11 protein-coding genes are annotated in these 17,083 nt (G+C 44.5%); 2 read left to right on the top strand and 9 right to left on the bottom strand.

Features of this window, described 5'->3' with window-relative positions:
- Positions 1–47: 47 nt before the first annotated feature.
- The 4 genes from BB427_RS20920 to argR all read right to left on the bottom strand — a co-directional run bounded on the left by BB427_RS20920 (position 48) and on the right by argR (position 9,359).
- Positions 48–5,546, bottom strand: a complete 5,499-nt coding sequence (locus BB427_RS20920; protein ID WP_069023029.1) for a DNA repair ATPase — start codon at positions 5,544–5,546, stop codon at positions 48–50.
- Between the two features lie 70 nt (positions 5,547–5,616).
- Positions 5,617–7,794 (bottom strand): SPFH domain-containing protein, encoded by a 2,178-nt coding sequence (locus tag BB427_RS20915; protein ID WP_069023027.1) that lies wholly within the window; start codon positions 7,792–7,794, stop codon positions 5,617–5,619.
- Between the two features lie 83 nt (positions 7,795–7,877).
- Positions 7,878–8,489: an OB-fold-containig protein gene (locus BB427_RS20910; RefSeq protein WP_069023025.1), complete on the bottom strand. Its 612-nt coding sequence runs from the start codon at positions 8,487–8,489 to the stop codon at positions 7,878–7,880.
- Between the two features lie 402 nt (positions 8,490–8,891).
- The gene (gene argR / locus BB427_RS20905; RefSeq protein WP_010372285.1) at positions 8,892–9,359 is read right to left on the bottom strand and encodes a transcriptional regulator ArgR; all 468 of its coding nucleotides are present in this window, start codon (positions 9,357–9,359) and stop codon (positions 8,892–8,894) included.
- Between the two features lie 241 nt (positions 9,360–9,600).
- Between argR and mdh the strand changes: the two genes are divergently transcribed.
- Positions 9,601–10,533 (top strand): malate dehydrogenase, encoded by a 933-nt coding sequence (gene mdh, locus BB427_RS20900; RefSeq protein ID WP_010372282.1) that lies wholly within the window; start codon positions 9,601–9,603, stop codon positions 10,531–10,533.
- Between the two features lie 226 nt (positions 10,534–10,759).
- On the opposite strand, the gene serA is transcribed toward mdh, so the two are convergent.
- The 5 genes from serA to BB427_RS20875 form a co-directional block, all read right to left on the bottom strand.
- Complete coding sequence (serA, locus tag BB427_RS20895; RefSeq protein ID WP_069023023.1) at positions 10,760–11,989, bottom strand: phosphoglycerate dehydrogenase; 1,230 nt, start codon at positions 11,987–11,989, stop codon at positions 10,760–10,762.
- Between the two features lie 11 nt (positions 11,990–12,000).
- On the bottom strand, positions 12,001–12,654 hold the full coding sequence (rpiA, locus tag BB427_RS20890) for a ribose-5-phosphate isomerase RpiA (RefSeq protein WP_069023022.1): 654 nt from the start codon (positions 12,652–12,654) through the stop codon (positions 12,001–12,003).
- Between the two features lie 104 nt (positions 12,655–12,758).
- A complete protein-coding gene (locus BB427_RS20885) occupies positions 12,759–13,388 on the bottom strand; it encodes a 5-formyltetrahydrofolate cyclo-ligase (protein ID WP_069023020.1) in 630 nt (209 codons plus the stop codon).
- Positions 13,385–13,918, bottom strand: a complete 534-nt coding sequence (locus BB427_RS20880; protein WP_045987695.1) for a hypothetical protein — start codon at positions 13,916–13,918, stop codon at positions 13,385–13,387. Before BB427_RS20880 ends, BB427_RS20885 begins: the two co-directional genes overlap by 4 nt.
- 139 nt (positions 13,919–14,057) lie before the next feature.
- On the bottom strand, positions 14,058–15,569 hold the full coding sequence (locus tag BB427_RS20875) for a S10 family peptidase (protein ID WP_069023018.1): 1,512 nt from the start codon (positions 15,567–15,569) through the stop codon (positions 14,058–14,060).
- 276 nt (positions 15,570–15,845) lie between these two features.
- Between BB427_RS20875 and BB427_RS20870 the strand changes: the two genes are divergently transcribed.
- On the top strand, positions 15,846–17,075 hold the full coding sequence (locus BB427_RS20870; protein ID WP_069023016.1) for a GGDEF domain-containing response regulator: 1,230 nt from the start codon (positions 15,846–15,848) through the stop codon (positions 17,073–17,075).
- Positions 17,076–17,083: the final 8 nt, after the last annotated feature.

The following is a 17,083-nucleotide window of genomic DNA, read 5'->3' as shown; positions in this document are numbered from 1 at the left end:
CCATCCATGCATGGGCTTTGACTTGTTTCGCAAGCGTTTTTTTGCCGTTACAACATATACGGGTTTTTCGCTGGTGATCCGTTACTAACAACAGGTCTTGATTGAATATCCTCCAGCTTTTGTAAAATGTCTTTTAGCTGTTGCTGCTGGACTTGTTCAGCACTTGAGTTTGCCAAGGTATTTGCCAGCATAGTGGTGACGGCTTCAAGCGCTTTTGCACTGCTATCATCAATGTGATTGTCGACTTGAATATGCGGTTGTGCCACCGCTTCTAAACGCTCAAACAGGTTTTCAAATAGCGTATTTTGCTGCTGACCTTGTTGACCTAATGCTTGTTGTATTTGCGCTTGGGTACTGAGCAAGTCATTGAGTTTGCCAAGGTTAGTGAGTAGCTGCTCATTGTTCGCTGTGTGTTTGATGGCGTTTTGCAGTCCAGTAATTGCCTCTGCGACTTGTTGCTGTGAAGCTATCAATTGCTTTAGCGGTGTAGCGTAAGGTTGCTGCGTTAAGGCCTCACGTAGCTCAGTTAACTGCGTGGCAAACTCTTGCTCGTTAAGCACCTGAGCCAATTGTTGCAACAGCGCACTGTAATCAAAACTAAGCTGCTCCTTATCGAGTTTAGCGGCGATTTGCGAAAGGGATTTATTGACAAAGCTTAGTTGTTCAACTGCCAGCTGCGCTGGGCTTCCCTCATCGCTATTGCGGTGCAGGCGGGCATATTCGGCCTTGATGTCATGCCAGCGCGTTGCTTCTTCAGCCGTTAAGGTACCGCGTAATTCAGCCAGTTTCAGTAAGTTTTCTTCGCTGCCTTTGCTAAGCGTTTGTGCTTCACCGCGATAGTGATCTTGAATTAGATTTTCAAGTTCACTGTCATTCATGGCAGCAACCACCTTTTCAGCCATCTTATTCATGTTACGGTAACTGCCTTGTAGCTTAAACGGCGGCTCGGTTCGATAGTTATCATCTTGCGCTGCGGAGGCTATATATTGGGCATTTACTTTGAGCACAGTGTTGCGAATGGTGAGCAGCTTTTTCAGTACGCTGACAATTTCATTCACTTGCGCTTGAGAGTAATTAAATTCCAATTCATTGATGGAGATGTCTTCTCCGTCGGCAATGCGTACTAGCTTGTATAAGTCTTCCATACCACGATTGGCAAGTGGCGCAAGCACAGCATTGGAAGTGAGCGTATTTTCAATAAAGCTCATGGCAAATTCTTGTTCGCAGCCACTGAGAGTGTCACCGAGGTTGTAAATATCCGCACGGTTGGCAAGCATATCTGGGATCTTAAAGGATTCACCGGATTCGGTGTAGGGGTTTCCTGCCATTACAACGGCAAATTTTTTGCCTCTCAGATCATAGGTTTTGCTGCGGCCATTCCACACCCCGTCTATGCGTCTTGAACCGTCACATAACGAGATGAACTTTTGTAAAAATTCGGGGTTGGTGTGCTGAATATCGTCAAGGTACAGCATCACATTATTGCCCATCTCAAAGCTTTGGTTGATCTTCTCAATTTCTTTTGCGGCGGTCGCGTTGATGGCTTGAGCTGGATCTAAAGAAACTTGGTCGTGACCAATGGATGGACAGTTGACCTTAACAAAGGTGAGTCCTAAGCGGTTGGCCACATACTCTATTAACGTGGTTTTACCATAGCCCGGTGGAGAGATAAGCAGCAACATGCCCATTAAGTCGGTGCGTTTATTGTTTCCTGCAGCCCCTATTTGTTTTGCTAAGTTATCGCCAATAATAGGGAAGTAGACTTTGTCAATCAGCTGGTTACGTACAAATGAGCTTAGTGGTCTGGGTTTAAACTCATCCAATTGCAAGCGCTGCTTTTGTGCCTCAAGCACTTGTGCTTTTAATTGTTGGTACTGTTTGTAGGCCGGAACATGAATTGTGAGATACTCGTTACTACGGGCAAAAAAGTCTGCGTAATCTAGGTGTAGCACTTGGTTCTCGATACGTGGGTGTTGTCCCATTAAACCTGAAATGTCGGTTTTTATTTCGGCTTCTTTGACTTGGTAGGTGATATCTAACTGGGTGGAAAGCAAAATGCAGTTAGCGGCCTCAAGTAAGGTCTCAGCACTTTCATTTTGCTTACTGCCATAGGCACGCAGCCAGCTGCTTAACAGGCGGCATTTGTCCGCAAGTTTGGTCAAATGCGTTAATGAGTCCTCAAGTTGTTGCCAAACGCCTTTGGCCTTTGCCATCGAGATAAACTGCTCGCTGATGTGTTTTGCAGGTGAAGCTAAGTCAAATTGTCTCGGCTTTACTTGCTTGGCAAGGGCTTTAATTAAGTAAGTTGCGCTAAACTCGCCTGAAAAGCGGTGTAGCTCGGTTAAATAGCTCGATAAATTTTGTTGGCAAAATGCTGTGATCTTTTCACTTAATTCTTTGCTTAGCTGTTGGCTAAAGCTATGGTCATCTAACTTCGTTGCCATCAGCTCTGCTTGTATAGCCTGAAACGCCAATTCAGCTAGCTCAGCCTTGCTTTGTTGAGTATAAAATAGCTGTGCCGCAATTCGACAGCTGGCAGGGTAGACGAGTAACTCAAGCTGTCGTTTTTGTTTTAGTAAATTTGCTAAGATCAGGCTGGCATCTTGATCATGAATGCCTTTTTCATAGCCTTCTTGATATCGAGGTTCTGCAAATTTTTGTACGATAGACAGTAAACTTCCCTCATCAACGGCAAGTTCTAGATCTGCTTGGCTAAAGTCGTTGCCATCTTGCTCTGCAGCTGCTAATACTTGAGCTGCAAGGTATTCGCTTCGATATAAGTGACGATTTTCTGAGATCAGGTTTTGCTGCCAGTACGTGCTTGCGTCATTGAGTTGTTGATTGACCTTGGCGTCAGGGATAGTATCAAAATACTCAGTGCCAGTGAGGTGTAACATCAGCTGTTCACCACGAGGTAGCAAAGTCAAATCAAGGATTTGTTTATTGAAACTAAACGCATGTTTGCCGACTTTAACGGTATTGCCACCATCAATGTAAATATCTTGCTTATCTCGCAAAGCGCGGATCGCTTGATCTTTGCAGGCCTTGAGTTTGGCTTGAATATCATCCGCCTTCACTTCATCGCTTAGGCGCTTTAGCTCTTGCGTTAAATCGCGAAGCTTGCCAATCATAGGGTCGGAGGCAAAATAGCTATTGATGTCATCTAAGGTTTTAAAACTTTGCGAGCGTCGTGTTACCCCCTGTAAAATCCGCTCGGCAGCGTTTGCTAGGCTCAGCGCGCGGCGCTGCCTTTCGTCAATGAGCTGCTGTTTGTGCGCCTCAAAGCTTTCATAAACGTCATCACGTTTAGCCAAGATCTCCGTTAAAAACTCATCATACTGACTAAATTGAGACTCGAGCTCTTCTAATTGGATAAGTAAGCGAGATAGTTGGTCGTCACATTGCTCAGGGGTTTTGGCAGCGCTTAGACCGCTGGTAATACTTTGGCTGAAAAGCTTAAAACGAGCCGCAAATTCGGCTTTTGCTTCAACACTGCCCACGCTCTTTTTCTGAATTTCTAACGCTGCTTTGGCGCGGTTTACTTGACCATAAATGGCGCTGACATCTTCCAAAATTTTAGTGCGAATGCGGCTATCGTCAATGTCGAGATCCAGCATGGTATGGTTGAGCAGATCAAGTTCAGCGCTCAAGGTTTCCAAGGTCGCCAAAAAGCGGTTAAGCTCGGTGACACTCTCTGTTTGTGCTCTGGCTTGCTCTAAGGAGTCTAGCTGCTCGTAGTAGGGCGCCAAAGCACTATCTTGCTGCAAAAACTCCGCGGTTTTATGGCTTAAACTCAAGGTTTGCTCATCAATCTGCTGCTGCATAGAAGATAGCGCGTCAAGATTGATATACTTCACTTCTTCAAGGCTTATCACTTTGCCTTTTAAGCGTTTGAGAGATTCTAAGCTCTGGACAAACTGCTCCGCTGTTTTAAAGCTATCAGGTCTTACCTCGCGAAGCACATCTTGCATGGCTTGCTCTATTTCGGCTTCTGCGCGCCGAGCGTCGGCCTCAATTTGGCTTACCTTTTCAAATTCGTCTAGTACCTGCTCCGAGGTTTCAAAAATTTCATGTAGTTTTGCTGTGACATCTGCAAAGTCCGCTTCGGCAAGCCAATGATAGCGGTCTAGGATACTGCGGGTGAGGGCAATTAAATCTTCATAATGAAAGACCGTGGGGCTTTGTTCGTTAATGGCCTTGAACACACTGTATAAATCAGAAATTGCGCGTACTAAATCCGGGTTGCCGATCCGGCCAAACAAGCCGGTTGCGCGAGGGGCTTGTGCGGCAAACTCGCTGCCACAAAATGGGCTCTGCCAGATCTGAATAGGGTGCACGCGCTCAGGCTCAGGCTCTGCTTTAAAGGTTAGCGCTAAGCCATTGTCATAAATTCCATAGCCATGACAATAAATGGGATTTTGCAGGTTTTTCTCAATAATATTGTAAGAGAAAAGTGCGTAACGACCCTCGTTTGGTTCGTAGAAGATATACAGTACATCTTCACCATTGGGTGATTTTATCTGGCGATGGAATATTAAATCGTCCAGTTGGTCGTCAAAATAGCGTGTTTGCCCAGATTGTAAATAATAGCCACCAGGAAAAATAATTCCCTGGTTCTCAGGTAATTGAACACAGGCACCACCCAATGCATCTTGGCGCAATACCTGCTGGGTGCGGCAATTATAAATAAAATAACGCCACTGTTTTTCTCGGTAGGGAAGTAATTTTAACAACACCATTTCGCCAACTTCGGCAAAACGTAAATCGCAATCTGCGAGTGATTGACTGGCGTCATCAACGGCTTCTTGATAAATACCTTCACCGCTTTGGGTATTGTTTTCTATTTTTACGGTGAGTTTGCCACTCGATACTTCAATAAACACTTTGTCGTTTACATTAATGTGTGGGTGACGGCCTTCGACGTGATCGGCGCGATCGGTTTTTTGCCATTCAAAGTCAAAGTTTTCCACTTCGCCTAGGTCACGCTCTCCTCGGTTATCAATATAATCTAAGGTTTCGTCTTTGGCGATTTGCCAGCGAAACACGCGGACATCAGAGAGCTTTTCGCCAATCTGAAATAGTGCAAAAAGCTTGTTTGATTTAACAAACAGGTGTTGTAGACGGGTGTCTTTGTAATACGTGTATAGTTCGTCAAAGTCCCGTAAGAAACGTTGGTCTGTGAGGAATTTGGTTTCTTGCGGGTAAGGTTCTATTTCGTAATGGTCTTCTTGCAAGTGTAGCTTTTGTACGGTGAATACATCGCTGACTTGGGTATTTTGTTTAAGCCCCATAAAGACATTATAAGCAAAGATAAGCTTGTCGCCGATCAGCACGATGTCGCGCGGTACGCAGTTATGCTCAGTACGAACTCTTGCTCGACCTTTCACTTTAAGCTCGGTGCTGCCAAAAGTGTCAACACGCTGTTGGTTGAGTTTATCTATCTGACTTTTCAGTTCACTGCCAAAGTTACTAAGCCGGCGTTTAATCAGTTGATAAGAGTCTTGTTCGAGCGTTCGCTCTGGCGCTTGTTGCGTTGCTTCCGTCATTCTTTGCTTTCCTATGTGCGCTGTCGCAAATGGGGGAGAGGAGCCAAGCAGATTGACTCCTCAGGGTTAATTACTCTAGTGGTTCGCTTTGTTTACTGCCATTTAACGAGCCGCCAAGTAACTTGAGTAGCTGCTGTTTGTCCGCATCTGAGCTATTGCTTAGCTGTTGGAAGAACTTACTCATGTTGATGTTTTTTAGCGTTTCCGACGACGCATTAGCACCAGCCAATACCCCTTTTAGGTCGTCCATCAAATTACGCTCACCGTTTAGGTGATCTTTAAATACGGTTTGTACCGTCTTACTTTCGCCGACTAAGCCGTCAATTGACTTGCCCACTGTGATGGCATTCATAAACTGGTTAAAGAACTGGCCATCGCCACCCATAAAGTTGATATCAGCACCGCTCAGTGCTTTACCTAATACTTCAGCCTGACTTGCAGAAACCTGCTTGTTCGCTTCGATACTCGCAAGCGTCAGCTCTTTCTGTTGGTTTAACTGTAGCGTGAAGCCTTCGTATTCACGGGCGTCTTTATCCATCTTATTCAGTGCTTCCAGCTTCTCTGTAAGACCTTTGGCTTCTGCTGACATCTTACGCTCAAGGTTGATAGCTTCAGCTTCACCTTGTTTTTCAATTGCCTCAGCCATAGCTGCTTGTACTTCAGCTTCTGCCAAACCAATTTCACGTTTGCCTTGTGCTTCGGCTTCACTTTGCTTCTTAGTCGCTTCAGCCATTGCTGCTTGTACTTCGGCTTCGGCGCGGCCAATATCACGTTTACCTTGCGCTTCGGCTTCTAGTTTTTGCTGTAGCACTTTAGCGTCTGTTTCGCCTTGTATCGCACTAGCAGCGGCTTTTGCCTTGATGATATCTGCTTCTGCAAGACCAGGTGCTGCCGCTTCAACTTGGGCAGCCTCGGCAAGAATTTTCTTCGACTCTGCGGTTTGGTTCGCAATACGTAATTCTGCTGCGGCCATTTTTTCCATTTCACGGGCTTTAAATTCGGCAGCTTGCTCTTTAGCTTTAGCCGCTTCAATATCTTTAACCAACGCTTCTTCGGCCTCAGCTTGAGCAAGAATAATTTTTGCTTGTTTTTCACGCTCGGCTTCAGCAATACATTGTACGTCTTTGATGCGCTCTTGTTCCTCGGCAACGGTTTTCTCAACGGCAACCCGTTCACGCTGAACATCGGCAATCTCTTTACGTTCAACTTCTAGCGCTTTGGCCTTTTGAATACGTAAAATTTCGATTTCACGCTCACGTTCGATAACTTCAATCTGGCGAGAGCGCGTGACTTTTTCTTCTTCGATGCCGAGTAAGCGAAGGCGGTTTTGCTCTGCAACATCGATTTCACGCTGTTTATTGTGCTCTGCAATTGCGATCGCTTCGTCCGCTTTGAGGCGTGCTTCTTCGGCTTTTAAGCGCTCTTCATGCTTAACACGTTCAGCTTCTGCGGCTTCGCGGGCGCGCACCGACTCGATTTCACGGCGTTGTCTCGCGCTGGCATCTTCTCGTTGACGCTCGACTTCTGCGGCTTTTTCAAAGGCTGCTTGGTTTTGGTTGTCGATTTGCGCTTTTTCATCACATTTAAGCTGGTTAGTTTCCACGTTTTGACGTGAGGTCTTTTCGGTAATACGGCGAATACCCTCAGCGTCAAGAATGTTATTTGGATCTAACTTGTCGATTGAGGTTTGTTCAAGATAGTCAATTGCCACATCTTCTAACGTATAGCCAGATAAATCTTGTCCAATCACTTCTTTAATAGAATCTCGGAACTCATTACGATGTGTAAATAGCTCCTCAAAATTCATGCGCTTACCAACGGTTTTTAAGGCTTCGGAGAATTTTGCCTCAAATAATGCTTGCAAGGTTTCTGGTGCCGATGCGCGGGCACAGCCAACTTGTTTCGCAACGCGTAGGATGTCTTCTTTATTTTCGTTTACGCGAATGTAAAAAGTGATGGCGATGTCAGCACGGATATTGTCTTTACAGATCAGGCCGCTATTTTCACGACGCTCCAATACCATGCGGTTAGTTGAAATATCCATGACTTCCATTTTATGGATCACAGGCAGCACAATGCCGCCCGTAGTCGTAACATCCGGCTCGTTTTTCATCTTGTTGATGATCAATGCCTGACCTTGTTCAACCTTGCGGTAGAACTTTCCAATCAGAAGTAGAATGGCAAAAATAATGACGATGGATATGCCCACGATTGCGAGCACCGGTCCGAGGTTGTTTAGAAATTCCATGTTTTTTCCTGCGTTGCGCTATGTTGTTTGAGTTGGTATTAGCTATGCCAACTCGTTCCTAAATTCCGTTATTTTTCGTACTATTACCAAGGTTTAGCCACAATCGTGTAGCTATGTGTAAGGGTGTCATGTTCGATAAGTAAGGCACTGTCTCCTAGTGTGAAAGTGTTATCTTCATCTGAGCGCACTTCGATGAGTTGCTCTGTTCCTTGAATATATACTCTGGCTTGACCAAACGTGTTGCTAACTCTTGATGTTGCAATAACGCATTCGAGCCCAACCAGCGCTTGCTTTGATGTGGTTTCTTGGCTTTCGAAAAAGCGTCGTAGTGGCCTTACAATGACGGCGGTTAGTGGTAATGCTGCAATGAGGCTGGCAAGCATAAATACCGTGCCCATCAGGTAGTAAAAAATGCCATTGCCCAGTAGGTAAGCAAAAAACTGTTGCACATAGATACTGATAATCCAGCCCAGCGCGATGATTAAACTCAATGAAATACTGACAGGGACGCCGCCAAAAGCGACTTCCCAAAAAGAACCAGAACTTGCGCCTTCGGCTTCAATATCAACATCGCCTTCTAAGATATCGATATCAGCAAAACCGAGTAAAGCAATTAACCAGAACAACAGCACTATGAGTAATAGTGTTGAAAAAATAACAGTGGGAAACGTAAATGCAGTATTTAAAAATTCCATTGCTGATCCTAGTTCCTTGTATTTCCTTTTAAGCGGTTAAGTCAGTGAATTGTCCACTCAGCGCCGCAAGGTGTCTTTGTGTTTATCAAGCGGTGAGTTCCGCATCATAGAATGTGAGATGATTGAGTGAAGCGAATAGCGTTCGTGTCCGGTAAGACGGAGACACTGTAGGAAACAAATCCGAGAAGCTAATCAATCAGCTTAAAAACCATCCATGCGTAGTGAGAAAACCTCACATGCGTTTCTAAAGTTGCCACAATTAGACATATTATGTCAAACGTTTTTTGCTGTAAAGATAAGCAATTTATTCTGTTTATCGTGATAGTGGGGAAGCGTGTTCGTAGAAGCTAGAGTATCAGAGTATGTGCTAACCTGTGAGTTAGCACCGATAAAAATAATAGACTAAACGTTATCGAACAGGGTTTTTACTTTATCTAAAGTAACGTCGATTTCAGATACTTTGGCAGGGGCAATAAAAATCGTGTCATCGCCAGCGATGGTACCTAATACGCCGTCTGCGGTGCCTAATGAGTCAAGTAGTCTCGCAATTAACTGTGCAGCACCTGGACTGGTTCGAATAATAATCATCATTTCGTTGTGCATAATATCAACGACTAACTGACGTAAAGGGCTTTTTGCTGTTGGCACGCTCATTTCAGCGGGTAAGCAGTAAACCATTTCTTGCTTGGCATTGCGGGTACGCACAGCACCAAACTTGCTCAGCATGCGCGACACTTTGCTCTGACTGACGTTGTCAAACCCTTGTTGTTTTAGAGCATCAACAATTTCACCTTGAGAGCCAAAGTTTTCTTCTTTTAAAATGGCTTTAAATGCTTTGATCAGTGCTTCTTGTTTTTCTTGCGGCTGCATAGTCTGTCTTCTTTTACGGCTAATCTTTAAATTCTACACAAAACCGCCGAGATTCCCAAATTTGCGCGATCAAAATGGCAGCCGTAAAGCATAAGTGTACAAAGTGTCGCGATCTTTACACTTTTATTTAAGACATTAGTCAAAAAATCTCGAAAATAACCGTGATTAATTTGTGTTTAACAGCGCTTTTCATTATCTTTACTGCACACTCAATTCCACCTTCAAATTATGGAGAATTCAAATGAAAGTTGCTGTATTAGGTGCCGCTGGCGGTATCGGTCAAGCTCTATCTTTATTGCTTAAAAATGGTCTTCCAGCTGGCTCTGAGTTAGCGCTTTATGACGTTGCACCTGTTGTACCTGGTGTTGCAGTTGACTTATCTCACATCCCAACTGCGGTAAAAGTAGCGGGTTATGGTAAAGACGACCTAGACCCAGCTCTTGCTGGTGCTGACGTAGTGCTTATCCCTGCTGGTATGCCTCGTAAGCCTGGTATGGACCGTGCTGACCTATTCAACGTTAACGCAGGTATCATCAAGACACTTGCTGAAGGTATCGTTAGAAGCTGCCCTAAAGCACTTGTTGGTATCATCACAAACCCAGTAAATGGCACGGTACCAATCGTTGCTGAAGTGTTCAAAAAAGCAGGTACTTATGATCCAGCTCGCGTATTCGGTGTAACAACGCTTGACGTTATCCGCGCTGAAACTTTCATCGCAGAGCTTAAAGGTCTAGACGTTGCTGAAGTTAAGATCCCAGTAATTGGTGGTCACTCAGGTACTACAATTCTACCTCTACTTTCTCAAGTTGAAGGTGTTGAGTTCACTGACGAAGAAGTTGCTGCACTAACGACTCGTATCCAAAACGCGGGTACTGAAGTGGTTGAAGCTAAAGCGGGTGGCGGTTCAGCTACACTTTCAATGGGTGCAGCAGCAGCACGTTTCTGCTTCTCACTAGTGAAAGGTCTACAAGGTGAAGAAGTACTTGAGTACGCATACGTTGAAGGTAACACAGGCGATGCAACATTCTTTGCACAGCCAGTTATCCTTGGTAAAAACGGTGTAGAGAAGTTACTTCCTTACGGTGAGCTAAGCGCGTTTGAGCAAAAAGCAAAAGACGACATGCTAGCGACACTTGAAAAAGACATCAAAGAAGGTGTTGATTTCATGGCGTAAGCCAGATTGATACAAAAAAACCAGTCGCTTCACAGTGACTGGTTTTTTTATGCTTGATTCTTCTTATACCAGTTGTATTAAGTAAATGATCTATCTTGAAGCGGGGAAATAGCTTTAGTAGCAAGGCAAAAATTTTGCTATTTAGTTGTTCTAAATGAGAAATTTTTAACGAAGCTAATATGCTATTTCACCCTTCAAATTGATTAGAGAATTAATTCAATTGGTATTAGTGAAGAATACGTGCTCTAATAGTTCCTTCAACCGCACTTAACTCTTTCAACGCCACTTCAGAGTGGTCGCTATCGACGTCGATAACCACGTAACCAATAGATTCATCCGTTTGTAGGTATTGCGCCGCAATATTGATACCGTGCTGAGCGAACGCTTGGTTGATTTGCGTTAGTACGCCTGGGCGGTTTACGTGTACGTGTAATAAACGACTTCGGTTTGATAATTCAGGTAGAGAAACCTCTGGGAAGTTAACAGCCGTGACTGTTGAACCGTTATCTGAATATTTCGCCAACTTACCCGCGACTTCCACACCTATATTTTCTTGTGCTTCTTGGGTAGAACCACCGACGTGTGGTGTTAGCAGCACATTGTCAAACTCGCGTAGTGGTGAGACGAATTCTTCATGATTAGATTTTGGCTCAACGGGGAATACATCAATAGCAGCGCCGGAAAGCTTCTTGGCCGCTAATGCTTCAGCTAAGGCGTCGATATCAACAACCGTTCCACGTGATGCGTTAATTAGGATGGCGCCTTGCTTCATCACTTCAATTTCAGCCATGCCGATAAGGTTTTTGGTCTGTGATGTCTCCGGTACATGCAAACTGACCACGTCCGCTCTTTGTAGCAATTGCGTCAGCGTGTGTAACTGCGTTGCGTTGCCGAGCGTGAGCTTATCTTCGATGTCATAAAACTCGACGTTCATCCCGATATTCTCAGCCATAATGCCAAGCTGGGTGCCAATGTGACCATAACCAATAATACCTAGCGTTTTACCACGAGCTTCGTATGAACCGTCGGCAGATTTATCCCACTCACCGCGATGCGCCTTTGCGTTACGCTCAGGAACACGGCGCAATAACAAGAGAATTTCACCCAAGACGAGCTCAGCCACAGAGCGGGTGTTAGAAAATGGTGCGTTGAATACGGCGATACCACGTTTTTTAGCGGCATTCAAATCCACTTGGTTGGTGCCGATGCAGAAACAGCCAACAGCGACCAGCTTTTCAGCTTGTTCTAATACTGCTTCTGTAAGGTGGGTACGTGAGCGGATCCCGACAAAGTGAGCGTCTTTGATCCGCTCGATCAGCTCAGGCTCTGGTAAGGATGTTTTAACGTAGTCTATGTTGCTATAACCGTTGCGCTTTAGCGTCTCAACGGCGCTTTGATGCACGCCTTCTAACAACAAAATTCGAATTTTATCCTTTGATAACGAAACCTTGCTCATCTGTAATCTCACTAGTTGATTTTAGGCCCTTCTGGAGTGCCTGTTATTACAACGTCAGCGCCACGCACGGCAAATAAGCCATTAGTCACGACGCCAACAATCTGGTTAATTTTTTCTTCAAGCGCTTTTGCTGCGCTAATTTCTAGGCCATGCACATCAAGAATAACATTGCCGTTATCAGTGATAACGCCTTGGCGGTAAACCGGATCGCCACCTAGTTTTAGTAACTCTCTTGCCACGTAGCTACGCGCCATTGGGATCACTTCAACTGGTAGTGGAAATGCGCCTAGCGTCTCAACATGCTTTGTATTATCAACGATACAAACAAATTTCTTGGCAACAGCTGCAACGATTTTCTCGCGCGTCAGTGCTGCGCCACCGCCTTTTATCATTTCGTTGGTGCTGTTGATTTCATCTGCACCATCAACATATACCGCAAGCTCTGACACATCGTTTAACTCGAAAACTTCAATACCAAGTGCTTTTAGCTTTTCTGTTGAAGCTTCAGAGCTCGATACAGCCCCTTTGATTTGATCCTTGATACTGCCAAGCGCATCAATAAAGTGGTTTACCGTTGAGCCTGTGCCAACCCCAACAATGGTGTTTTCTTCTACATAGTTCAAAGCTGCCCATGCCGCGGCTTTTTTCATTTCATCTTGAGTCATAACGCTACACTTAGTTGTCATTGAAGTTGTATGGAGTATAACTCAATCAAAGTGTCAGCGTCATGGTCAAAAGCGCCTCAAAATGCGCTTAACTGTTTGCCTGCTCAATTATTTTTTGGCCAAGTGTATAGTTGGGTTGGAGTGAGGATAGTTGGGAGCGGTACATCCCAAGCTGCTGTTGGTAAGCTTGGAACTTGCTGGCAATCATGAGCAAGGCCAACAAGTGCTGGTTTAGCTCGCTGCTCAGCGTAGTGTAACGCTAATGTTCTATCGTAGTACCCACCGCCCATACCGAGGCGATTACCTTGCTCATCAAAAGCAACCAGAGGCATCAACAGTAAATCCAATGATGCAAGCGGTGCCACAGCTGAACAATCTAACTTAGGTTCCAAGATAGCATAGCGATTTGCCTTCATGGGTGAGTTTTTTTCATACTTCTGGAAGAGTAAATTTGCAGGATTGAAGGGGTGGATTACGGGTAAGAAAACCTGGTGTTTTTTGTCCCAAAGCGATTGAATTAAAAGGGATGTATCTAGTTCGCCATCGTTTTGAATATAGACCCCTACATTGGCATTTTCTGGGAGGTTTATTTGTTGAAAAAAATTAATATTGAGATGCGCCGCAGCTGTTTTCTGTTGCTCTGCTGATAGCGAGTTTCTTGCATTTCTAATCGTTTTTCTCAAATTAGCACGAGTAACTTGAGATTTATTTATGTTGTTATTAGTTTTATTCATTCTAACGCGAGCCACTCAGGGAAAAACAAACTTACACCAAGCAGAATAAATAAAATAATTAATACAGCGAGCAGATAATATAGCCAAGTCTTAGATTTAGCCGGAGGGCTAGGCTCAAAGTCCAGTTCATCAAATAGCTCCTTCGTCTCCCATTCTTCGTCTGTTGTATCTTCTATTTTAGTATGGGGAGTTGGTGCTACGCGTTGCTCGAGCTCCTCTAATCGCTCTTCGATGCGTATTAGACTGCTTGTGATGTAATCCAGCGCTTCAAATACGCGCTCTTGATCTGCGTTGGTAGGGGTCGCGGCTGTTTGGCTTTGCAGCTTGGCATTGATCCCCGCGCTTGCAAGTAATTTTACCTGTTTTAGCGCTTTGGCTTTATCTGCAGGAGCAAACAAGTTTTTGCCAGCGTAAAATTGCTGGATCTTTGAAGGTGAGGTTTTCAACCTGTCTGCCATTGCGATAGCGGCGCTTTGTTGATCCTTACCGTCGGCCATGCCAACGAAGACGACTTTAAACTGCTCGTTCATGGTGCGTGCCTAAGTTGTAGAGAGATAGTATTGAGTATATCTAGATTATAGGTAACTGTAGAAGGATAAAAGGAAATTTTTACAATCTGGTGAGCATTAAGATAAGTGACCGCTTGCGCGGCCACAATGGGTTGGAAATTTAGTAAAGTGCTGACTGATCCGCTTTGGGGGTTGTTTTTAAGATAAACTCGCGGAGATCTTCGTTCGACTTTTGTAAATCTTCATGACGCAGGTACATCATGTGTCCGGAGCGGTAACCTTTAAAGCTTAAGCGATCACGCATTTTTCCGCTCGGATCGAGTTGCCACATATTGTACTTGGCATCAAAGTAATTCGTTGCGCCATCGTAATAGCCAGATTGGATCATCACGTTTAGGTAAGGGTTTTGTGCCATTGCTAATCGTAATTGCTCACCGACATTATTATCGCTGTTATCCCAAGGGTAAACTGAACCAAACATATTATATTTTACATCGGTTTTATAGTTGAGCTCCGTTGCGAAGTAATGATTAATCGCAGGGGTAAATGAGTGCAACCAAGAGGTCAGCTCAGGCCAATAATCAGGGCGAGAACCGGCGTCTCTTTTATCAATACCAAGATAGCGTGAGTCCAACCGACCAAGCGTATAGCCACGCTCACGCAACAGCTCTTTCCAAAATGCCGCAGTAGGAATATCTAGGTTGTTTTGAGCTACAAAGCGCTCGCTTAAGCCACTATATTTAGCAACGGCCTGTGTCACACTTTGCTTTTCTTGGGCACTGATAAATGCGCCTTTGGCGAGTGCGGGAAGATACTGATCAACCGTATATTGTTCAACCTCTGCAAGTACTTCGAGTAAATCTTTATTTTGCAATTCAGAAGACAACGCCTTGTGGTACCAAGCGGCAGCAGCGTAATATGGTAAACGGTTTGCCACTTCAACCGGACCTTCTCGTTTAATGCCGATTTCCGTAGGAGATACCAACACCACGCCATTGAGGTAAAGCCACTGGTTGTTTTGCATCGCGTGTGCAAGACCTGACACTCGAGTCGTGCCGTAGCTCTCACCAATCAGGTACTTAGGGGAAAGCATACGCTCATTGCGATGAATAAATGTATTGAGCCATTCGGCTAAGTACTTCACGTCCGCGTTGACGCCAAAAAACATCTTTGTTTGTTCGGCTTTACTAGGATATGTACCTTCAGCATTTTTGAGTACGCGAGAATAACCTGTGTTGACTGGGTTTACATAAACAATATCGGCAACATCTAGCACTGAATATGGGTTATCTTTCAAGCCGTAAGGTTGCAGTGGATACCCTTCGTCATCAATTTTTAATACTCTTGGGCCAGTATAGGCAATATGCATCCACACGGAAGCAGAGCCTGGACCGCCGTTAAATGAGATCAACAGCGGGCGTTTGCTCATATCTTTGATTTTTGTGCGCTTATAGTAGGTGTAATGCAACGTTGCAACTGCGTCGCCGTTTTCATTCCACACCGGCTGTGTGCCTGTTGTCGCGGTGTAGTTAATACGTTCACCTTTTATTTCGGCTCGATGCTCAGTTGTTATTTTATGATCTATCTCAATTGCGCGATTGTGCTCTTCAGCTATGCTTGGCGCTGAGAGTAGGGCACAACTCACGAGCAATAGTGGTAGTAGTTTTTTCATTGCTTCCTCGGTATTGCAGTCGGTATGTCTGCATTAAAGAAGTATTTCATCTGAAATTCAAAGCCATTGAGACAAACTCAACAAAAAAAACGGCAGGTTTGAAAAATAGGCTGTTGTAACCTCGTTTATCGAAAAGTAACGAATTTGAGCCGATTTGGTTTTTTTTAGTGCAAGATTCGCGTATATTTAGTACTTTATTATGTAGTAATAAAGTATTTAGCCCCGTTAAATTCTTGTTTCACTGCGCTTCTCGTTGTACTTAAGAGATCTCAATCCATGCAAAGAATTTTAATTGTTGAAGACAGTAAAGTCGTACAACAGGTATTGCGACACCTTGCTGCTCAGCATCTAGATGTCGAAATCGATTTTGCTTGGTCCCTCAAGGAAAGTAAGGACTTCTTAGCACAGCACCAATATACATTGGCGCTGGTAGATTTAACGCTGCCCGATGCGATGGACGCAGAGGTCGTGCAGCTCACGCTCAGCCACAAAATTCCCACTGTGGTGCTGACCTCAAAAATAGATGAATATAGTCGCCAGCAAATGCTTGAAATGGGTGTGGTGGATTATGTGATTAAAGACAACCGTGATTCATACCTATACGCGGTCAAGTTAGCATCTAGACTGTTGAGAAACCAAGGTTGCAAGGCGCTGATCGCCGATGATTCTGTGATCAGTCGAGCGGTAATGAAGCAAATGCTTGAAAAGCAATTATTTACAGTGCTTGAGGCGCAAGATGGCGAACAGGCATTGGAGATGTTGCTATCTGACCATGAAATTAAGCTACTGCTGACAGACTTTGCGATGCCGACGATGGATGGCTTTGAGTTGGTGAAATCCGTTCGTAATAGTCGCGGACGAGATGAATTGGCGATTATTGGTCTGTCTGGCGCGGGAAGTCATGGCTTGTCAGCAAAGTTTATCAAATACGGCGCCAATGACTTTTTGGCAAAACCTTTTATGAGTGAAGAGTTTCATTGCCGCATCATGCAGACGATGGAGCAGCTCAATTTGATTGCAGAAATCAAAGAATATGCGCATCGCGACTATTTAACAGGACTTTATAATCGCCGTTATTTCTGTCAGCAAGCAGAGCGTTTAATCAAGAACAAACCGAGCCAGCATATATTGGCATTGTTAGACCTCGATCATTTTAAATCTATTAATGATCAATATGGTCATGAAAGCGGTGATGATGTACTGAAACAAGTTGCTGATTTACTGCGTAGTGTATTTGGTCACTACATTGTCGCACGTATTGGTGGGGAAGAGTTTGCTTTGCTTATTCCAAGCTCAGATATGAAGATGGCAAAGCACATGCTAGAAGACTTTAGAGAGCGCCTTGCGCAGCAAGCATTCAAAATTCCTGAGGGTAAGCATTATTGCACCATCAGTATTGGCCTCGCGGCTTGCCAATCAAAGAGTCTAAGCGAAGTAATGCGCAAAGCTGATAAAGCGCTCTATAAAGCGAAGGACAAACAACGAAATTGCGTTATCGCGCATTAGCTTTTCGT

It is taken from the genome of Pseudoalteromonas sp. BMB (genome assembly GCF_001709235.1).
Lineage (GTDB): Bacteria > Pseudomonadota > Gammaproteobacteria > Enterobacterales > Alteromonadaceae > Pseudoalteromonas > Pseudoalteromonas maricaloris.
The sequence above is the reverse complement of the archived record's forward strand: the minus strand, read 5'-3'. Positions and strand labels throughout refer to the sequence as shown.

Excerpts from the sequence above, each read along its gene's own strand:
- serA (WP_069023023.1), bottom strand. The coding sequence starts at position 11,989 with ATGAGCAAGGTTTCGTTATCAAAGGATAAAATTCGAATTTTGTTGTTA.
- BB427_RS20885 (WP_069023020.1), bottom strand. The coding sequence starts at position 13,388 with ATGAATAAAACTAATAACAACATAAATAAATCTCAAGTTACTCGTGCT.
- mdh (WP_010372282.1), top strand. The coding sequence starts at position 9,601 with ATGAAAGTTGCTGTATTAGGTGCCGCTGGCGGTATCGGTCAAGCTCTA.
- rpiA (WP_069023022.1), bottom strand. The coding sequence starts at position 12,654 with ATGACTCAAGATGAAATGAAAAAAGCCGCGGCATGGGCAGCTTTGAAC.
- BB427_RS20870 (WP_069023016.1), top strand. The coding sequence starts at position 15,846 with ATGCAAAGAATTTTAATTGTTGAAGACAGTAAAGTCGTACAACAGGTA.
- BB427_RS20915 (WP_069023027.1), bottom strand. The coding sequence starts at position 7,794 with ATGGAATTTCTAAACAACCTCGGACCGGTGCTCGCAATCGTGGGCATA.
- argR (WP_010372285.1), bottom strand. The coding sequence starts at position 9,359 with ATGCAGCCGCAAGAAAAACAAGAAGCACTGATCAAAGCATTTAAAGCC.
- BB427_RS20880 (WP_045987695.1), bottom strand. The coding sequence starts at position 13,918 with ATGAACGAGCAGTTTAAAGTCGTCTTCGTTGGCATGGCCGACGGTAAG.
- BB427_RS20910 (WP_069023025.1), bottom strand. The coding sequence starts at position 8,489 with ATGGAATTTTTAAATACTGCATTTACGTTTCCCACTGTTATTTTTTCA.
- BB427_RS20875 (WP_069023018.1), bottom strand. The coding sequence starts at position 15,569 with ATGAAAAAACTACTACCACTATTGCTCGTGAGTTGTGCCCTACTCTCA.
- BB427_RS20920 (WP_069023029.1), bottom strand. The coding sequence starts at position 5,546 with ATGACGGAAGCAACGCAACAAGCGCCAGAGCGAACGCTCGAACAAGAC.